The following is a 19,931-nucleotide window of genomic DNA, read 5'->3' on the forward strand; positions in this document are numbered from 1 at the left end:
GCTTAATCCCTCCTTATACCAGCCGGACAAATGGTGTTTCTGAAATATTAGCTACGATGTGTGGTGCTGACACTCTTCCGCTTGGTGATTTAGTTACTTGTAAATACTGATAATTACCATCAACCCATGTTCGGATTACTCCATTACAAGTACGTTCCAAAAATGAAGCTGTCTCTGTTCCAATTTCACTAAAATTACAATGCGCCATTACAGTAATGCCAAGCGCCCGCCAAAGTGAAATTTCTTCTGAGAAGTATTTCACAACAAAATCTTTGCCACGTTCTGAAATAATTGTATTTAGATCATAATAGATGAACCAACGCTTATCACAAAGCTCTTCACATTCAAAAATAGGAGAAAGCTTTTCATTTAGCGTATTAGCATATTCATCATTCTCTACATCATCTACACGAATAAGCGCTTTTTCTAATCCACTGTCTACAGCACGCTTATAATGCTCAATAAAATGAGCTTTTCCTTCATCGACAGCCTGACGCAAAGACACTCCAAACAAATCGATCGTATCGGCAAACATATCTAAAGTAGTATTACCAGACATCATCGTCACTGTACAATCATCGTCTTTGATACGTTGTGCATAAATAGAAGAAAGTAGATATCTATAGTTGGCTTTACTATTTGTATCGATCATAAAGACGCTGCCTTTAGGAATACCACCCATCAACAGATCATCTAATGAATCAATACCTGTGGATAGTACTTCAGTTTCCTGTACCAATATCTTATCTTCTGCCATCGATAACGAAGGAATAATATATACTCCATCTTCGATAAACTTATAAGTATGTTCACCTTCCAAAATTCGGGTACCACGCATTTTAAGTACTTCAATAGTACGCTTACGATACTTTTCCATTAAAGGCTTTAACGAAAGTCTGATAATCCCATCACAGATATAATTCTCGAAAGGAATATTCATCCCTTCTACTTCTGAATATTCTCTTATAAAAAAAGAAGTTAAAGTATGCTTGCGCATAATGTTACGAATGGTATAAACATTTGTCCTGGCTTCTTGTTCACTACTGAGTAAGCGAAATAAACTAATACTATCCATAACTACGCGTTTACAACCAATTTCTTTGATCATATGTTCAAAAAGACCATTGGGTTCAAGCATTTGTTCTAATAAAATCTCGGGTTCTATACAGATCACACGTAATAAGTTACGCCGTTCCAACTCTTTCAAATTCCAACCGAACCGTTGCATATCATCGTAAATTTGTTCAGGAAGTTCTTCAAATGTAATGTATATCCCCGGTTCATTATGTTTAACAGCACCTTCAACCAAAAATTGCATGCCTATTGTAGTTTTTCCTGTGCCTGGTTCACCTTCCAGAATTACGACGCCTCCTGGCGGTATGCCTCCACATAAAATATCATCCAGTCCCGGGATACCTGTACTAATTGGCTGTTTTAATGTACTAATATAAGCAGCTTCACTTTTTTGCATGTAGTGTTCCCTCCATCTGTAGAATATTTTAGTCAAGCAAGGGACAGCTTCTTACGATGATAACTTTATCTTAATTATAACAAGGCTTTATCAATAGAAGAAAGCAAATTTCCAATTTTGGTAAGGACGGAAAAAGACGCATTGTATTCACAACCTTTTTTACCATATTTTACTTGTTATTATATGATATAAATAAAGATAATCCTACTGTTTTGAATCCTGAATAATTACTTTTAAAATATAATTCTTCTATAGAAGCTACATATTTGGAGAATGCTTCAAAACGCTACGAATAATAAAAGACCGACGATCTGAGGGTCGTCGGTCTTTTGCATAAATAGTAGACTATATAAAGTATTATTAACCTTCTAATGCTGTTTTAAACTCTTCAGAAGATTGGTTCCACCATTCTTCATTATGAGCGACTAATAATTTTTTAAGTGCAGCCTTTTCTTCGCTTCCCAAACCTTCTAACATAATGCGACGCTTGATAGCATAATCCAGTTTGTTCACATGCTCTGCGAGGATTTTCCATCCTTTTTTCTCTTCTTCGTTAATCCACATTTCGCAAGCTGTAGCGCCAGCATAATTAACACCTTCAGCTAATTTATCGACTGCTACCCATACTAACCATACTTGACGACCGCCATTTACTTCTTCGCGGTTAGTCGTAAATTTGATCCCTTTTTCTACTTTACTTTTGGCGTGCATTGCACCAACATCGATTTTTGCTTCGCCATGGTCTATAATGATAGGGGACACATTATTGAGGTTAATCGCTCCTGCTCCAAAACCTTTGTGTTTACTGCTTTTTGCACTACTACTTACAATATTAAGTGACATCGACTTTTTACTTGGTTGATTTTCATCCATATCGTTCAAATACTCCTTTGTGGGGTCAGTATAAATAAGGTTATTATACATAGATTTATGGTTCGATTTATTATTCATATTGTATCGAATATTGCCTTAAAAGCCAATAAAGTCGATTATTGTCATCAATTTTCATAAAAAAAGGAAAAAAACGTTCATTATTGGGATCGACGAACCGAATAAAGTATATATAGTGATCACAATTCTTCATCAAACGCCACTATATGAGCAAAAGATTAAAATTTTTTAACTTTTAAAAAGACGATAACCGTAGGGTTTCACAGAGATTTAATACTAAAATACAAAAGTAAATCTTAAAAACAGATGAATAAACGTTTGCCAAAGTAAAAAACCTCTGGTAGAATAAATCCAGTGAGATTTTAGTAACAACTTTGTAAACTTTAAAACTAAATGCTGTAACCTTTATAGCAACTGAAAATTTTGTCGTTTTGTCGTAATGATCCGTGTACGGTACACACCAAGCTTTGAGCCAAATTCCGTGGTACCGGGAAACGGGGGAACCGTTTTGGGTGAATTGATCTTGTTTCGGAGGGATCATAGGGGAATACCTTCTACCGAATCCTTAAGCTAACCTCGTAGGCAATTGGAAGGGGACAATTGATTTTGAACATGAAAAAGAAACTAACAGCCGCAGTAATGGGACTTGCTATTGCATTTACGTCACTTGGAGTAACAAGTGCGCATGCAGATTCTAAAATGGATCAAGTTATCGACGGAGCTATTGGAACACCTTATCGTATTGGTGGAACATCTTTCAGCGGTTTTGACTGCTCGGGATTTACACAATATGTATTCAGCAAAATGAACATTGATCTTCCTCGCCAATCTAGCTCTCAATATCAAGTAGGCGAGCCTGTATCAAAAAGTGATTTAATTGCTGGAGATCTGTTATTTTTCAATACTACTGGGGCTGGCGTTTCACATGTAGCAGTTTATGTAGGAAATGGTAACTTCGCACACGCTTCTACTTCCAAAGGTGTGAGAATTGACAGTTTGAGCATGGATTACTATCAAAATCGTTACGTTGGTGCTAAACGTGTTATGAGCGATTCCACATATAACACCTTCGCAACTGACAATTAATCATCGTATTTACAACTCATATAAATGAACCTATAAACCATTGAAGATTCCCGCCAGAATCTTTAGTGGTTTTTTTATGTTCCTATATAAGTAAGACGTATTAAACATCCAATAGGTTACATAAAATAATAAATTTATATCAATTGTTCTTTATAATTATGTCTACTTATTATTAACCTACTCGTAATTATGGTAAACAGGATATTGCAAATTTTTTAAGTTTTTTTTATGGTATATATAAAGTACAGTCAGAGGAGGTTATGTCATGAGCTCACTGTCACATTCTATTTTTCATACGATTCCTTTGACAGAACAACATGCTGCCCAAGTATGTACATGGATATATGATCCTCCTTATAATATCTACGGCTGGATGCCCTGGGATCAAATGAAAGAATTAGGGATTGAGTTCGGTGATCCTGAGATTCGGCAACAACAGTATGTATCGGTATTGGATCAGACAGAACAGTTAGCCGGATTTGCTCAACTTTTTCCATTAGGAGATACGATACGCTTAGGGATTGGCATGCGTCCTGATCTTTGTGGTCATGGTTATGGAGAAGCTTTTGTAGAAGCTATTGTAAAAACGGCTCAAAACCGTAACGCGACAGCCGAAATCGATCTGGAAGTGTTGACCTGGAATCAGCGGGCTATCCGTACGTATCAAAAAGCAGGCTTTTATATTACAGATATGTATGAGCGTAGAACGCCTGATGGTATGAAGCCTTTTTATTGTATGGTCTATCAAGCACCTACTGATGCACGTTATCTTGATATATAAACAAACAAAAAGCACAGCGTAGATGATCTTCTAGTTCATCTGCTCTGTGCTTTTGCTATATACGTATTTTATTAATCTTTTGTTAGATCAAGGTCACAAATGTCATTTCTTCTTTGCCAATCAAAATATCAATGCGATGTGTGTCTGCATCATAGATGACTACCCCACTACCTACGTGGATCATAGATTGTGAGCCAAGCGCAAAAAATAAGTCTTCTGCCAACGCTTCATTTACTTCATTTCGTTCACCCTCAGCAAGCACTTCCCACTCTTGAGGTTCCATATCAAAAAACAAATAACTGTCTGGAATCATGGCTACTGCTGATGTTAAATCACTCAATATCTCTTCATAATCTCTTCCATGCTTAACGCCCATACTCAACCTCCCGATCTGTCGATATTGTTACAATTCCCAACTTATTTACATTATAACGCAAATATACACTAAAAAACTCTTAACAATGCAGCATATCTTGTCGATAAAAGAGTATCAGATGTTTTTGGAAAACACATCATTACATGGAAGTGGATGATGAGAGAGATAAACTATATACTCACGGACGAGGTGTATTATGCAAATTTCAACAATTATTGGTCTAATACTTGGTTTGGGTTCACTTATATTCGGTATGCTTCTAAAAGGTGCCCCCCTTATCAATCTGGTTAATAACCCGGCTGCTTATGTCATCATTTTTGTTGGTACAGCAGCAACAATCTTTATGGCTTTTCCAATGAATGAAGTTAAACGTCTTGGCAAATTGTTTAAAGTTGTTTTTGTTCAACAAAAATTAATGGACAAAAAAGATCTAGTAGGTATGTTTATGGAGTGGGCTTCTATTACGCGTCGTGAAGGTCTACTTGCATTGGAATCCAAAGTCGAAGAAATTGATCATCCTTTCCTTCGTAACGGAATGCGTATGATTATTGATGGTAATGATCAAGAGTTTGTACAAGATGTATTGATGGAAGATATTAATGCGACAGAAGAACGTCACCGTTCAGGCGCACTTCTTTTCTCACAAGCAGGTATGTATGCTCCTACACTGGGTGTACTTGGAGCGGTAGTAGGTCTGATTGCTGCGATGGCGGATTTGACTGACTTGGAAAAGCTTTCTCATGCGATTGCAGGGGCTTTTATGGCAACATTGCTCGGTATCTTTAGTGGTTATGTATTATGGCATCCTATTGCAACGAAGCTTAAACGTTTATCCAAAGCTGAAGTAGAAGTTAAATTAATGATGGTAGAAGGCTTACTATCTATTCAATCCGGTGTATCTACTATTGCGATTAGCCAGAAATTAGCTGTGTTCTTAACACCTACTGAAAATGCAAAAATGAACAGCGAAGAAAGTAGCGGTGGGGCTGTAGGGGAGGCGGTAGCCAGTGAGTAAAAAAGGTAGACACGAGCCTCATGAAGAACATCCAGATGAAAGTTGGTTACTTCCTTATTCTGACTTAATGACCCTTTTGCTAGCATTATTTATTACTCTATTTGCTATGAGTTCATTGGATGCATCCAAATTTCAACAAATGGCAGCAGCGATGAATGCAGCGTTCACCGGTGGTACAGGTGTTTTGGATCAAAATGCTATGGAAGAAACCAGCGGACAAACACCTAAATCCGACGATAATGAAACACCTGCTTCTGCGGCTTCACCGGCAGACAATACTCAAAAAAGCAGAGAAAGTTTACGTGAAAAACTCAAACAGCAAGAACAAGAAAATTTAGAAAAATTAAAAAAACAATTAGATAGCTATATCAAAAACAATGGATTGAGCCAGCAGTTAGCTACCAAGCTCAATCAATCTCAATTAAGTATCACAATCAGTGATAATACGTTATTTGCTTCTGGACGAGCTACTGTAAAACCAGAATCTCGTATACTGGCCAAATCAATCTCTAATATTTTGCAACAATTCCCAAATTACGATATTATCGTGTCTGGTCATACAGACAATATTCCAATCTCGAACTCGCAATATGAATCGAACTGGAATCTAAGTTCAGACCGTGCACTCAACTTTATGAAAATTCTATTGTTAAACAACAAATTAGATCCTCGTAAATTCAGTGCAATCGGATACGGACAATATCGACCTGTGGCTAGTAACTCTACTAATCTAGGACGTGCAGAAAATCGCCGGGTAGAAGTATCGATTATTCGTAAGTATGTAGACGAAGATGTGAATCCTACACTTCAATCTATGGCGAACAACGGTAAATAACAATCAAACTAACAAAAGAAACTTTAGAGATCTCTCTAAAGTTTCTTTTTTATTTCAAAATAATAACGATAGATTGAAAATAGACAATAGTTTGCCTAAAATAGAATACGGGCTAATTTTTATCATTTAAATATAGTTATCCACAACTTTTTCCGCTAAAACGGTATCATTTTCGTTTTTCAAGAGTTATCCACAGTTCTATCCACAACGTGTTAACAACGAATATCTGTTCGATGTACAAGTAAAGAAAGTATCCACAGTGAAAGGTTGGGTTTATTATTTCTCAAGAAGTACATGAGTATTGGATGCGAGAAGCAATAGCCGAAGCTCACAAAGCTGAACAGCTCGGTGAAGTACCGATCGGAGCGATTGTAGTTAAAGATAATGTAATCGTTGGCCGGGGTTATAATTTACGTGAAACTTCATTCGATGCTACTGCTCATGCCGAAATTATAGCGATTAGACAGGCAAGTGAAACATTGGGCGCCTGGAGATTATTAGATTGTACCCTGTATGTTACTTTAGAACCTTGCCCGATGTGTGCAGGGGCGATTGTACAGAGTCGTGTACCAACTGTAGTCTACGGAACTGTAGATCCCAAAGCAGGCTGTGCTGGTACATTGATGAATCTGCTACAAGAACCTAGATTTAACCATCGTACAGAGATCATTACAGATATATTGCAACCTGAATGTGCGTTACTATTAACTGACTTTTTCAAACAGCTACGCTTGCGACTCAAAAAGCGCAAACCGTTACAATCATAATTCTGTATAAGGAGGGGTTGTATGTCGCTAGAATTGTCTGATCGTACATTAGGTATTTATATTCGTTTACTTGAGCCAGAGGATGCTTCTGCCCTTCTCCAGTTACGAGTCAATAGTCGTGAAGCCAATCAAGTCTTTGAGCCAAGATATCCTAATGAGTTTTTTACACTTCCTAGTCAATTGGACTTGATCTATCGCAGACAACAAGAAGCATGGGAAGATAAAGCGTATCTGTTTGGCTTATTTTCTTCAGAAGATCATGAGTTACGAGGTACGTTATCTCTAACACATCTAGTACGCGGTGTAGGTCAATTTGCAGACATCGGTTATTCTATGGATTCTAGTTTTCAAGGTAAAGGGTATATGACTGGTGGTGTAAAATTGCTTTTAGCGTACGCTTTTCGCTCTCTAGGGCTTCACCGGGTACAAGCAGGTATTTTGCCTCATAATATTGCTTCAAGGCGTGTACTGGAGAAATGCGGCTTTCAAGCAGAAGGAATTGCACGCAAGCTGGTCAAAATCAACGATCAGTGGGAAGATCATCAGATGTTTTCGATTCTAGAAGAAGAATTTACGCGTCTCTCAACCGATTCTACAGCAGATACTTCTACATTATAAATAAACTGACTGGTATCTATATTGATTTCACGCATAAAAAAAGCTCACTGCGTATAAGCAGTGAGCTTTTTGCTACCAAATGATTAGTTACCACCGTACATGGAACCAACTTGTTTTTGGAATTCATCCATTGTTACAACATCAGCATCTGCTGGGATACCGATAGCAAATGTTTGTTTTTCATTGATTTTGGAATACTGACTGCTACCATCTACAGACAATTTCACATTCTGCTTAGTATCAGGATCAGAGAATACAGCATCCATTACCATTTGTTGATATACAGGGAAATCATCTTTGTTGATTGCTGTATTGATATGGAATTGGTTTAGAGTCAAATATTTATCCAATTCGTTAACAGATTTGCTGAAGCTGTTTTGAGAATCTTCAGATTGAAGTTCTTTTTTCATTTCATCAATATCTGTTTGTTTGATATTCAAAGCATTACGGTATTCTTCTTTAGACAATACATCCAGTACAGCTGGCAATGCTTGTTTTACGAAGATTGTTACTGCTTCTTTAGCATTATCATTTGTTACTGCAAATTGAACTACTTGTTTTGCATCTACACCTTCAGGAAGCGCAGCATCTTTTGTATCTACATCTTTGAAGTATTTAGCTTGGTCATATTTGTCTAACACTGCATTAGACAAGTCTTGAGTTAATTGTTGTGTTGTAGCAGGGCTCAAAGGTTTGTATTCTTGACCTTGTTGAGCAGCCAATTCTTTTAGATCCAATTTCAAGAATTTACCTACTAATGTATCAGGCAAAGCCAACATTGGGATTTGTGGAATTTTGATATACAGAACTTCTTGAGTCATAACCATAGGCACTGTAAATGTCATTGCCATATCGCCGCTCAATTTCAATTCCATCGTCAATTCTGTTTGCATAGGGTCACCTTGATATACCCCTGTTACGTTAAATTCTGCATTTTTAAGTAAACTTGCGATTTGTGCACTTTGAGCATCTGTTGTAGCTTTGCCATCAGCAGTAGTAAAAGATAATTCATTTACTTTCAACTTAGTTGCGATCGCATAAGATGTCATTTTAGCTGCGTTGGTTGTTGCCGCCTTTACCGCTTCTTTCGGTTCAGCTTTCTTTGTACAACCTACAAGTGCAACTGTAAGTATCATGAGCATAACTAACAGCCCAAGTGTCATTCTTTTTTTCATTTTGTTACCCCTCTCTTTTTTTACAGCGATGAAGTTTTACTTCATTTTCAAAATACGACAGGTATAAAGCCAGCATACATAATAACCCATTTTAGCTAATTTTGAAATACAAAAACTCAAAATTGGTTATTAATACTTACTTTTTACGAATATACTGACAATGAAGCTTTTACCAACATACCATACATTCTGGAAAATGAAGTTACACTTTGTTAATGGATATCTTTTTTCTTGAATCTTCCACCTTTAACATCATGGATATTACCAACAGCCATAAATGCGGTTTCATCAAAATGATTCACAATTTCTTTTAACTTGGCTTCTTCTAAGCGGGTGATAACACAGAAAATGACTTTTTTCTCTTCTCCGGAAAATCCACCTTCACCGGACAGATACGTGACTGTTCGTCCCAGACGATGAATAATAGCATCTCCGATATCCTGAATACGATCACTTATAATCCATACGGACTTGGATTGATCCAGACCATCAATTGTAATATCGATCACTTTGGTGGCAATATAATACGCAATAATAGAATACATTGCTCGATCCCAGCCAAATACAAAGCCTGCTCCGCATAGAATAAACACGTTGATAATCATAACAATCTCGCCTACTGAAAAAATAGACCGTCGCGACAATAAGATTGCTACAATCTCTGTACCGTCTAATGATCCGCCAGAACGTAGTACAAGTCCTGTGCCTAATCCGAGAAACATACCTCCAAATACAAAAGCAAGTACGGTTTCTTTTACAAATGCTTCTACAGGGTGCAATAAAAATGTGCCTATCGACATCACAGTTATACCTAACAAAGTAGACAAAGCGAATGTTTTACCTATTTGCTTATAACCAATAATCAAAAACGGAATATTAATTACAAATAGAAACAGACCTAATTGCCACTTTGTGATATAGGACAAAATAATAGATATGCCTGTAATTCCGCCATCTGTAATATTGTTAGGAACCAGAAACAGCTCTAACGCGACAGCTACAATCATAGCACCGAGCACGATAAGCAATGTACGCATCACTGTACTTTTCAAAGACCGTCTACCGTGCTTGATCGGCACGAATGTGGATAAATCGGGAGGTTGATTCATATCTACCATGGTATGTCCTCCTATTCTTATGTACGTAGAGATATAGAGTTTGGTAACATCTTTTTCTTGCAGTAGATGATAATGGGTGAAATGACCACATACCATATGATCAGGAGTCCATAATCTATATATCAGAGTAGTCACTATTTATTATGACATAAAATAGTTGGTTGTCCTACAAAAATCAAATGCAGATAGTATAAAAATACTTATAGCTTATCAATGAACAACAAAAAAGCCGCTCCTGTAAAGGAACGACTTGGATTTAAATATATGGCGGAGAGGGTGGGATTCGAACCCACGTGGAGTTGCCCCCTAACGGTTTTCAAGACCGCCCCGTTATGACCGCTTCGGTACCTCTCCAGAAAAGCTTTATCAATCTTGCACAACATAAATATCATATCATGGATTCTAAGATTTGACAAGCTTTTTATAAAAAAAGATTTAAAAAATTATTTTTTGCTTGTAATTACTTCTGCCCCGCGCATATATGGACGCAATACTTCAGGGATAATGACACTGCCATCTTCCTGTTGATAGTTCTCTAGAATCGCTGCAACCGTACGGCCTACAGCCAATCCTGATCCATTTAACGTATGCAAAAATTCTGGTTTGCTCTTCGTATCTTGACGGAAACGGATATTGGCACGACGTGCCTGGAAATCCTCTACATTCGAGCAAGAAGAGATTTCGCGGTACATATTACTCTCAGGCAACCATACTTCCAAATCATACGTCTTAGCAGCTGTGAAGCTCATATCCCCTGTACATAGAGCAAGTACACGATAAGGTAGACCCAATAACTGCAATACACGCTCTGCATTAGCTGTCATTTTTTCTAATTCATCATAAGATGTCTCTGGTTGTACGATTTTGATCATTTCAACTTTGTTAAATTGATGTTGGCGAATCAAGCCACGAGTATCACGACCTGAAGCACCTGCTTCAGAACGGAAACAAGAGCTATATGCTACGTAATGTTTTGGTAATTGATCGGCTGGCAAAATCTCTTCACGATGATAATTGGTCACCGGTACTTCTGCTGTAGGAATCAAATAATATTCTGTATCATTTAGCTTAAACAAATCTTCTTCAAACTTAGGTAATTGTCCTGTACCTACAAGACTATCTTTGTTTACGATATATGGAGGTAGAATTTCTTCATACCCATGCTCACTGCTATGCAGATCCATCATAAAGTTAATCAATGCGCGTTCTAAACGTGCTCCAAACCCTTTATAAAAAGCAAAACGTGAACCTGTTACTTTAGCAGCCGCTTCAAAATCAATAATATCTAGATCTTGAGCAACATCCCAGTGTGCTTTTGGAGTAAATGCGAACTCACGTGGTTCTCCATGACGACGAATCTCTACATTATCGTCTTCAGAAGCACCAATAGGTACACTGCTATGCGGAATATTAGGAATCGATAACATCATCATATCGATTTGTGCTTCCAATTGACGAATCTCTTCATCTAATCCTTTAATACGATCAGATACTTCACGCATTTCAAGAATTAATTCTTCTGCATCTTCTTTGTTCTTTTTACGTTTAGCTACATCACCTGATACTACATTACGGCGATTTTTAAGTAATTCTGTTTCTTGTAATAATTCACGACGCTTGGAATCAAGTGCAGGAAATTCTGCGATTAAATCTAACGATTTGCCACGGCTTTGTAATGCTTGTTCTACACGTGCATAGTCATTACGTAATATCTTTACGTCTAACATCAATAAACCCCTCCTAATGAAAATAACCTTAACTCCTGGTTCTCTTTTCCGCCGTCAAGCTTCATTCTTTTACAAAAAGAGTGAACGCTTTATACCGGGCAAGTGAGAACTTGCCGCCATCTGTATCAGGAGAAATTCCTAATCACAGAAGCTACCAAGAGTTAAGGTGTAATGTATTTAAACGATCTAGCTAATTACAACATGCGATTACTTATGAGAGACGTACTCTTGCACCATGTCTGCGAAATACTGATGCAAGCGATAATCATCTGTTAACTCTGGATGAAAAGAACAAGCTAACAAATGCCCTTGTCTTGCTGTTACAATCTCATCGTGATACGTAGACAATACTTGTACGCCTTCTCCAACTTCTTGAATAAGAGGAGCGCGTATAAATACTGCACGAATCGGCTCGTCAATTCCAACCACATCCAGATCGGTTTCAAAGCTTTCACGTTGTCTGCCAAAAGCATTACGTGAAACGGTCATATCCATTAAAGAAAGATGAGGTTGATCTTGCCCGGCAATTCGTTCTGATAATACAATCAGTCCTGCACACGTTCCAAACAGTGGCTTTCCTTGCTCCGAAAATTGCTGAATCGCTTCGATAAATCCATACTTACGCATTAATTTACCGATCGTAGTACTTTCCCCACCAGGGATTACTAATCCATCAATCTCTTCTAATTGCTCGATACGCTTAATACTGATCGCTTCTGCACCCGCCAGTTGAAGGCTTTTCAAATGCTCTGCAACAGCACCTTGTAATGCTAATACACCAATCTTCATGGTCTACCTTCTTTCTTACCAGCCACGATCCTGCATACGTTCTGAAGGAGCCAATTTGGAGATTTCGATACCTTTCATAGGAGCACCCAAGTTTTTGGATACTTCTGCAATCAATTTATAATCATCAAAATGTGTAGTTGCTTCAACGATAGCACGTGCGAATTTTTCAGGGCTATCTGATTTGAAAATACCAGAACCAACAAATACTCCGTCTGCTCCCAAATACATCATCAATGCTGCATCTGCTGGAGTTGCAATTCCACCTGCTGCAAAGTTAACTACTGGAAGGCTACCTGCTTCGTGTACACCTACCAATAGATCATAAGAAACACCAAGATTTTTCGCTTCAGCATATAACTCATCTTTAGACATATTCGTTACTTTACGAATTTGGCTATTTATAAAGCGCATATGACGAACAGCTTCTACAATATTACCTGTTCCTGGCTCGCCTTTGGTACGAATCATTGATGCACCTTCACCAATACGACGAAGAGCTTCACCCAAATCTTTAGCACCGCACACAAATGGAACTGTAAATTCATGTTTATCAATATGGAACACTTCATCCGCTGGAGTCAAAACTTCACTCTCATCCAGATAATCTACGCCTAGGGATTCTAATACTTTAGCTTCTACATAATGACCGATACGAGACTTAGCCATTACCGGAATTGATACAACTTTCATAACTTCTTCTACGATCGTTGGATCAGCCATACGAGCTACGCCACCAGCGGCGCGAATATCAGAAGGCACACGTTCAAGAGCCATAACTGCTGTAGCACCAGCAGCTTCTGCAATCTTAGCTTGCTCTGCATTCATAACGTCCATAATGACGCCGCCTTTTTGCATTTCTGCCATACCTCTTTTAACTCTGGATGTACCGGTTTCCATGTTCATGCCCCCTGAATTCGATATATAACATAAGATTATTCTTCGATTACAAAGACTATTTATACTCCATAAGGAATCATAAATAACTGGATGCTTACGTCTCAAATTCATCGTTAAATTTGAGACAGAATCTAACTCATCATTTTACAGTAGAGCTATTGAATATACAATACATTTGATAGGATCATCTATATTGCAGTCAGCCAACTTTTAGGTATTAAAACATATTTTTAGCGGAATCGAATAAATCAACGAACAAATCACCAATAGCCCGGAAAAATAATCGTATCCAGCTACCTTTTTCTACAGGTTCTGCGGCAATCAAGTTTACCGTTTCAACTTGATCTTCTGGCATATTGGAATCTTTATACGTGTACGTAATTGTTCCTAATGCTTTACCTGCTGCTATCGGTGCTGTACGTGTTGCTTCATTTGCCGCTGCTACAGTATACGTAACATTTTTAGGTGTTGTCCCTTTAGGAACAACCACATTAACAGCTGCATCTGTAACAACAGGAACTTCTTTCGCTGTACCTTTTACAACTGGAAGAGAAGCAAGTCCCGATACAGCTGCTTTTGCACCAACTACTTGTTTGACTTCAAAATTATCAAATCCATAATCAAGAATCTTTTTCGTTTGAATAAAGCGTTCAGGTTCAGACGTTGTACCCATTACGACGCTAATTAGACGCATACCATTACGCTCAGCTGTACCTGTAAAACATTGTCCGGCTGCATTCGTATGTCCTGTTTTTAGACCGTCTAATCCTTTATAAGCATAAGCTTTAAAGTTAGTGATCGAAGCATTGGATTCTAACATCCAGTTCCAGTTTACAACCGGATCTTTATCAGTCGGACGGAATTTGAACGATTGAATTTTAGTAACATCGTTAAAATCAGGATGATCATCTACAATATGTTGAGCTAACAACGCAGTATCCATTGCGGACATAATCGTTTCTTGATTTGAATCCGGTCTTGTTGCAGCAGGCATATCTGCAATATCTAAGCCTGTAGAGTTAGCAAAATGAGCAGTTTTCATGCCAAATTCTTTTGCTTTTTCATTCATAATTTTTACAAAGTCTTGTTCTGTTCCACCAATAAATTCTGCTAGCGCTACCGAAGCATCATTTGCTGATCCTATAGCCATCGCTTTATAAAGATCAAGTACTGTATGCTTGTCGCCTTTAGCCAAAAATACTCGTGATCCGATTTGAGCAGCAGCATTTTCAGATACAGTTACTACATCGTCCCATTTAATTTTACCTTGTTTGACATAATCAGATACTAGATATTCTGTCATCATTTTGGACATACTAGCAGGTGGTAATGCTTCATCTGCATTAATAGACAATAAAATCTTACCGGTAGAAGCTTCCATTAAGACAGCCGATTTTACATCCAAACCAAGTGATTCAGCAGTAGGTAATTTGCCTGTAGCATTTGAAGTAGCTGGTGTAGATTTACTGTCTGTAGTAGTGCTCTTCGAATCTGTAGCAGATGCCGCAGCCATAGTAACTGTAGGAATAACCGCCATACAGAACATATTTGCCACCATGATAACTGTAATTCCTTTTGTAACCATTTGACGTTTCGACTTATTCCAAATTCCGTTTTCTAACCATTTGTTGCGTTTCAATGTGCTGATGCTCCCCTCAAATGTTTAAGCATGTGAATATTGTTCAAAGACTACCTACTACTTGATTGCAATTCAATTCAAAATAAACTTGGTATATATGAATGTACCAAGACCTTATTAGGAGTCTATTCCAAATAAGTAGCTTACAGTTATATGAACGGTAAAATTTAACCTAAATTAAATTCAAAAATAGTCATACAATCCAATAAATTCGTATAAATCCCTACAATTTCTTGTTCTTGGTCATTATGTATCACCATATAGAGGTATATACCGAAAATTACCGAATATCACAACGACTTTCTCATTTTAACATACGGTTAAACGCAAAAAAAGACAAGCTTGTCTTAAAATCACAAGCTTGTCTAAACGTCAATTAAAATGTAAAAGAAGAAGCTATAAAATCTTCATTCTTTTGCTTATATTGGCTTATTTATATCTATAATGTAGCTTTAGACAAAGCTACATTATAGAATAAACGCAATTACATCGAATAGTTAGGAGCTTCTTTTGTAATTTGAATATCATGTGGATGACTTTCGCGTAATCCAGCACCTGTAATACGAATAAATTGAGTATCATTACGTAATTCAGTTAGATCCCCTGTACCACAGTAACCCATACCAGAACGAAGACCACCAATCAACTGATGAATCGTCTCAGATAAAGGTCCTTTATAAGCGACACGTCCTTCAATACCTTCAGGAACAAGCTTTTTATCATCATCTTGGAAATAACGATCTTTACTTCCTTGTTTCATTGCCGCCATAGAACCCATACCACGATACACTTTAAAGCGACGACCTTGATAAATTTCAGATTCGCCTGGGCTTTCTTCTGTTCCAGCAAATAGACTTCCTAACATAACAGCATCCGCACCAGCAGCCAAAGCTTTAGTGATTTCACCAGAATACTTGATACCGCCGTCTGCAATGATCGGAATACCATATTCACGAGCTACTGTTGCGCAATCATAGATCGCTGTAATTTGCGGTACACCAATACCTGCAATAACACGTGTTGTACAGATCGAACCTGGGCCAATACCGACTTTGACGACAGAAGCGCCTGCTTGGATCAGATCACGAGTTGCTTCGCCAGTAGCCACATTACCTGCTACAATAGTAAGTTCAGGGAACATCGAGCGTAGTTTGCGTACAGCATCCAAAATATTAATATGATGACCATGAGCCGAATCCACTACTAACAAATCCACGCCTGCATTTACTAATGCTTCCGCACGTACAAACGAATCTTGAGATACGCCAATAGCCGCACCTACTAACAAACGTCCTTGAGCATCTTTAGCTGCATTAGGGAATTGAATAGCTTTTTCAATATCTTTAATCGTAATAAGACCTTTAAGAATATTATTCTCATCCACTAAAGGTAATTTCTCGATTTTGTGTTGTTGCAATAATACTTCTGCTTCTTGTAAAGTAGTTCCTACAGGAGCAGTGACCAATTTCTCGCTAGTCATCACTTCTGTAATATCAATATTGTAATCGTGAATAAAACGAAGATCGCGGTTAGTAATAATACCTACTAATGCATTATTCTCATCTACGATAGGTACACCAGAAATACGATATTTCGCCATTACTGCTTCAGCATCAGATACTTTTTTGTCCGGTGTCAAAGAAAATGGATTAGTGATAACGCCACTTTCGGAACGTTTTACACGGTCTACCTCTTCTGCTTGTTGTTCTACAGACATATTTTTGTGAATAATACCAATACCGCCTTCACGAGCCATAGCGATAGCTAAAGCTGCTTCGGTTACTGTATCCATTCCTGCACTGATCAAAGGAATATTTAATTTCACGTGCTTGCTAAGAACTGTAGCAACACTTACCTCTTTTGGTAAAACTTCAGACTTACGGGGTACCAACAAGACATCATCAAATGTTAGTCCCTCTTTAGCAAATTTTGTTTCCCACACAAGGATGTTCCTCCCTTATTCTTTTTTTATTCTATAATAAAAAAACCTTACACAAATAAGGCGTTAAAATAGCTGAAAATGAGTTTCTGCATTAGTTTCTGAAAATATATTATTGCAATCTTAGCAAAGCGTATTACAGACTGTCAAGAATGTTAAAGTATTATCTACAATTGATTTCTCCTCGCAAACGAATGTCCACCTAGTAGAGACATTCGCCTACGTTCTTCCTTATTTATCAAGGAAAAGAAATATAAGTATGCTGGATAAAATGGATTATTCTAATTGTATTTTTCTATCTGTATATAGGCTATAAAATGATGATATTTTTACATTTATCTTAATGAGTATACATACAGATGATAAGAGATAGCGCAAATAATTATAATCTTCCTCCTTAAATAGCAGAAAGCTGATAGAAATAAATACAATTAGAAAAGCAAAGTAAAAATACTTAAGGAAAGCTATCCAACAAGCCTAAAGTAGAAAAACAGAGAACTCTACTAATATATATGTAATGTACTATCAGGAAATCATAAATGACAGTAGGAGAAGGAAAGAGCAACATTTAGGCAGAGCCGATCAGTAGAGAGAAAAGAACACCAACAGTACATAGAAATGAAGGAAAGTGAGAATGAGTAATGGGAAACGTTTCTTTAGAGGGACAAAGGGATAGACTACTCGAACACGACTCCAAAAAGGTTAGACAAACTCATCAGACGAAGTGACCCAGACACCAGACTTTGTATATTCCTCGCCTACAACAGCAACAGTAAACCATCTCTACCTACACCTTTCCCTCCATCCCATTCACCAGACTTGTTCCCACACCATGGTTTATATCCTTTTACACATAAAAAAAGAGCGACTCCTTCAATCAGGAGTCACTCTTTTGGGTCTTACTCGTTGCTTGGCAACGTCCTACTCTCCCAGGACCCTGCGGTCCAAGTACCATCGGCGCTGGAGGGCTTAACGGTCGTGTTCGGGATGGGTACGTGTGGAACCCCTCCGCCATCATTACCAAACAGGCAGGTGTGTTGCTCCCTGAAAACTGAATCCGAAAACGAAAACCATCGCGTGTTAGCTTATTTGGATAAGCCCTCGACCGATTAGTATTGGTCAGCTCCATGCCTTACGGCACTTCCACCCCCAACCTATTGACCTCGTCGTCTACAAGGGGTCTTACATACTGGGAAATCTCATCTTGAGGGGGGCTTCACGCTTAGATGCTTTCAGCGCTTATCCCTTCCGCACGTAGCTACCCAGCGATGCTCCTGGCGGAACAACTGGTACACCAGCGGTGCGTCCATCCCGGTCCTCTCGTACTAAGGACAGCTCCTCTCAAATTTCCTACGCCCACGACAGATAGGGACCGAACTGTCTCACGACGTTCTGAACCCAGCTCGCGTACCGCTTTAATGGGCGAACAGCCCAACCCTTGGGACCTACTTCAGCCCCAGGATGCGATGAGCCGACATCGAGGTGCCAAACCTCCCCGTCGATGTGGACTCTTGGGGGAGATAAGCCTGTTATCCCCAGGGTAGCTTTTATCCGTTGAGCGATGGCCCTTCCATGCGGTACCACCGGATCACTAAGCCCGACTTTCGTCCCTGCTCGACGTGTCTGTCTCGCAGTCAAGCTCCCTTATGCCTTTACACTCTTCGAATGATTTCCAACCATTCTGAGGGAACCTTAGGGCGCCTCCGTTACACTTTAGGAGGCGACCGCCCCAGTCAAACTGCCCACCTGACACGGTCCCTGTACCGGATCACGGTACGAGGTTAGAACTCAAATGCGATCAGGGTGGTATCCCAACGGCGCCTCAACCGAAGCTTGCGCTCCGATGTCTACGGCTCCCACCTATCCTGTACAAATCGCACCCCAGTTCAATATCAAGTTGCAGTAAAGCTCCATGGGGTCTTTCCGTCTTGTCGCGGGTAACCTGCATCTTCACAGGTATTAAAATTTCACCGGATCTCTCGTTGAGACAGCGCCCAAATCGTTACGCCATTCGTGCGGGTCAGAATTTACCTGACAAGGAATTTCGCTACCTTAGGACCGTTATAGTTACGGCCGCCGTTTACTGGGGCTTCGGTTCATAGCTTCGCTTGCGCTAACCACTCCCCTTAACCTTCCAGCACCGGGCAGGCGTCAGCCCGTATACTTCGCCTTGCGGCTTCGCACAGACCTGTGTTTTTGCTAAACAGTCGCTTGGGCCTTTTCACTGCGGCCCCCTCGTGCTATTCACACTACCGGGGCACCCCTTCTCCCGAAGTTACGGGGTCATTTTGCCGAGTTCCTTAACGAGAGTTCTTCCGCGCGCCTTAGAATTCTCTTCTCACCCACCTGTGTCGGTTTACGGTACGGGCACCTGCTTCCTGGCTAGAGACTTTTCTTGGCAGTGTGAAATCATGACCTTCGCTACTCCAATTTTCGCTCCTCATCACAGCCTGGCCTTGCGGTATGCGGATTTGCCTACATACCAGCCTCACTGCTTGAACGGACATCCATCAGTCCGCGTCACTATCCTCCTGCGTCATCCCATTGCTCATAACGGCTTTCGGTGGTACAGGAATTTCAACCTGTTGTCCGTCGACTACGCCTTTCGGCCTCGCCTTAGGTCCCGACTTACCCTGAGAGGACGAGCCTTCCTCAGGAATCCTTGGGTTTTCGGCGGATCAGATTCTCACTGATCTTTTCGTTACTCATACCGGCATTCTCACTTGAATGAGGTCCAGCGCTCCTTGCGGTACACCTTCAATCTTCATTCAACGCTCCCCTACCCCTGATACAAATGTATCAAGCCA

16 protein-coding genes, 1 tRNA gene, 2 rRNA genes and 1 riboswitch (1 of these 20 only partly in view) are annotated in these 19,931 nt (G+C 39.2%); of the genes, 6 read left to right on the forward strand and 13 right to left on the reverse strand.

Translation table 11 applies throughout. The features are described 5' to 3' along the window. Positions 1-13: 13 nt before the first annotated feature. Entirely contained in the window at positions 14-1,471 is a 1,458-nt protein-coding gene (locus PQ460_RS23080; protein ID WP_274171311.1) for an ATPase domain-containing protein, read from the reverse strand. 360 nt (positions 1,472-1,831) lie between these two features. Beyond that, positions 1,832-2,344, reverse strand: coding sequence for a YwhD family protein (locus PQ460_RS23085; RefSeq protein WP_204827347.1), 513 nt, complete (start codon positions 2,342-2,344; stop codon positions 1,832-1,834). Positions 2,345-2,822: 478 nt separating this feature from the next. Continuing rightward, positions 2,823-2,962: riboswitch (cyclic di-AMP (ydaO/yuaA leader) on the forward strand. A gap of 12 nt (positions 2,963-2,974) precedes the next feature. Here PQ460_RS23085 and PQ460_RS23090 point away from each other — a divergent pair. Then, positions 2,975-3,448, forward strand: a complete 474-nt coding sequence (locus tag PQ460_RS23090; protein ID WP_204827361.1) for a C40 family peptidase — start codon at positions 2,975-2,977, stop codon at positions 3,446-3,448. 265 nt (positions 3,449-3,713) lie between these two features. Next, positions 3,714-4,229 carry a GNAT family N-acetyltransferase gene (locus PQ460_RS23095; RefSeq protein WP_273614351.1) on the forward strand — a complete coding sequence of 172 codons (516 nt, stop codon included), beginning with the start codon at positions 3,714-3,716 and terminating at the stop codon, positions 4,227-4,229. Positions 4,230-4,311: 82 nt separating this feature from the next. On the opposite strand, the gene PQ460_RS23100 is transcribed toward PQ460_RS23095, so the two are convergent. After that, complete coding sequence (locus tag PQ460_RS23100; RefSeq protein WP_273614350.1) at positions 4,312-4,605, reverse strand: hypothetical protein; 294 nt, start codon at positions 4,603-4,605, stop codon at positions 4,312-4,314. Between the two features lie 196 nt (positions 4,606-4,801). Between PQ460_RS23100 and motA the strand changes: the two genes are divergently transcribed. The 4 genes from motA to PQ460_RS23120 all read left to right on the forward strand — a co-directional run bounded on the left by motA (position 4,802) and on the right by PQ460_RS23120 (position 7,840). After that, positions 4,802-5,620, forward strand: a complete 819-nt coding sequence (gene motA / locus PQ460_RS23105; RefSeq protein WP_273614349.1) for a flagellar motor stator protein MotA — start codon at positions 4,802-4,804, stop codon at positions 5,618-5,620. Beyond that, a complete protein-coding gene (motB, locus tag PQ460_RS23110) occupies positions 5,613-6,455 on the forward strand; it encodes a flagellar motor protein MotB (RefSeq protein ID WP_273614348.1) in 843 nt (280 codons plus the stop codon). The genes motA and motB overlap by 8 nt, the downstream gene beginning before the upstream one ends. A gap of 305 nt (positions 6,456-6,760) precedes the next feature. Continuing rightward, positions 6,761-7,222, forward strand: coding sequence for a tRNA adenosine(34) deaminase TadA (gene tadA, locus PQ460_RS23115; protein ID WP_443147181.1), 462 nt, complete (start codon positions 6,761-6,763; stop codon positions 7,220-7,222). A 21-nt stretch (positions 7,223-7,243) separates the two neighbouring features. Then, positions 7,244-7,840, forward strand: a complete 597-nt coding sequence (locus tag PQ460_RS23120) for a GNAT family N-acetyltransferase (RefSeq protein WP_274171312.1) — start codon at positions 7,244-7,246, stop codon at positions 7,838-7,840. A gap of 83 nt (positions 7,841-7,923) precedes the next feature. On the opposite strand, the gene PQ460_RS23125 is transcribed toward PQ460_RS23120, so the two are convergent. The 10 genes from PQ460_RS23125 to PQ460_RS23170 form a co-directional block, all read right to left on the reverse strand. Next, a complete protein-coding gene (locus tag PQ460_RS23125; RefSeq protein WP_273614346.1) occupies positions 7,924-9,015 on the reverse strand; it encodes a hypothetical protein in 1,092 nt (363 codons plus the stop codon). 212 nt (positions 9,016-9,227) lie between these two features. After that, the gene (locus PQ460_RS23130; protein ID WP_273616210.1) at positions 9,228-10,052 is read right to left on the reverse strand and encodes a YitT family protein; all 825 of its coding nucleotides are present in this window, start codon (positions 10,050-10,052) and stop codon (positions 9,228-9,230) included. Positions 10,053-10,398: 346 nt separating this feature from the next. Further along, positions 10,399-10,487 (reverse strand) — tRNA-Ser (locus PQ460_RS23135). An 89-nt stretch (positions 10,488-10,576) separates the two neighbouring features. Further along, positions 10,577-11,860, reverse strand: a complete 1,284-nt coding sequence (gene serS, locus PQ460_RS23140; RefSeq protein ID WP_273614345.1) for a serine--tRNA ligase — start codon at positions 11,858-11,860, stop codon at positions 10,577-10,579. Between the two features lie 207 nt (positions 11,861-12,067). Then, positions 12,068-12,649, reverse strand: coding sequence for a pyridoxal 5'-phosphate synthase glutaminase subunit PdxT (pdxT, locus tag PQ460_RS23145; RefSeq protein ID WP_273614344.1), 582 nt, complete (start codon positions 12,647-12,649; stop codon positions 12,068-12,070). Positions 12,650-12,664: 15 nt separating this feature from the next. After that, entirely contained in the window at positions 12,665-13,546 is an 882-nt protein-coding gene (pdxS, locus tag PQ460_RS23150) for a pyridoxal 5'-phosphate synthase lyase subunit PdxS (protein ID WP_273614343.1), read from the reverse strand. A gap of 217 nt (positions 13,547-13,763) precedes the next feature. Then, positions 13,764-15,185, reverse strand: coding sequence for a D-alanyl-D-alanine carboxypeptidase family protein (locus PQ460_RS23155; RefSeq protein ID WP_443147182.1), 1,422 nt, complete (start codon positions 15,183-15,185; stop codon positions 13,764-13,766). A gap of 484 nt (positions 15,186-15,669) precedes the next feature. Beyond that, positions 15,670-17,127: an IMP dehydrogenase gene (guaB, locus tag PQ460_RS23160; protein WP_273614342.1), complete on the reverse strand. Its 1,458-nt coding sequence runs from the start codon at positions 17,125-17,127 to the stop codon at positions 15,670-15,672. Between the two features lie 905 nt (positions 17,128-18,032). Then, positions 18,033-18,149, reverse strand: a 5S ribosomal RNA gene (gene rrf, locus PQ460_RS23165). 64 nt (positions 18,150-18,213) lie between these two features. Next, positions 18,214-19,931, reverse strand: a 23S ribosomal RNA gene (locus PQ460_RS23170) (it continues 1,206 nt past the right edge of the window).

The organism is Paenibacillus sp. KACC 21273 (genome assembly GCF_028736095.1).
Taxonomy (GTDB): Bacteria; Bacillota; Bacilli; order Paenibacillales; family Paenibacillaceae; genus Saccharibacillus; species Saccharibacillus kyungheensis.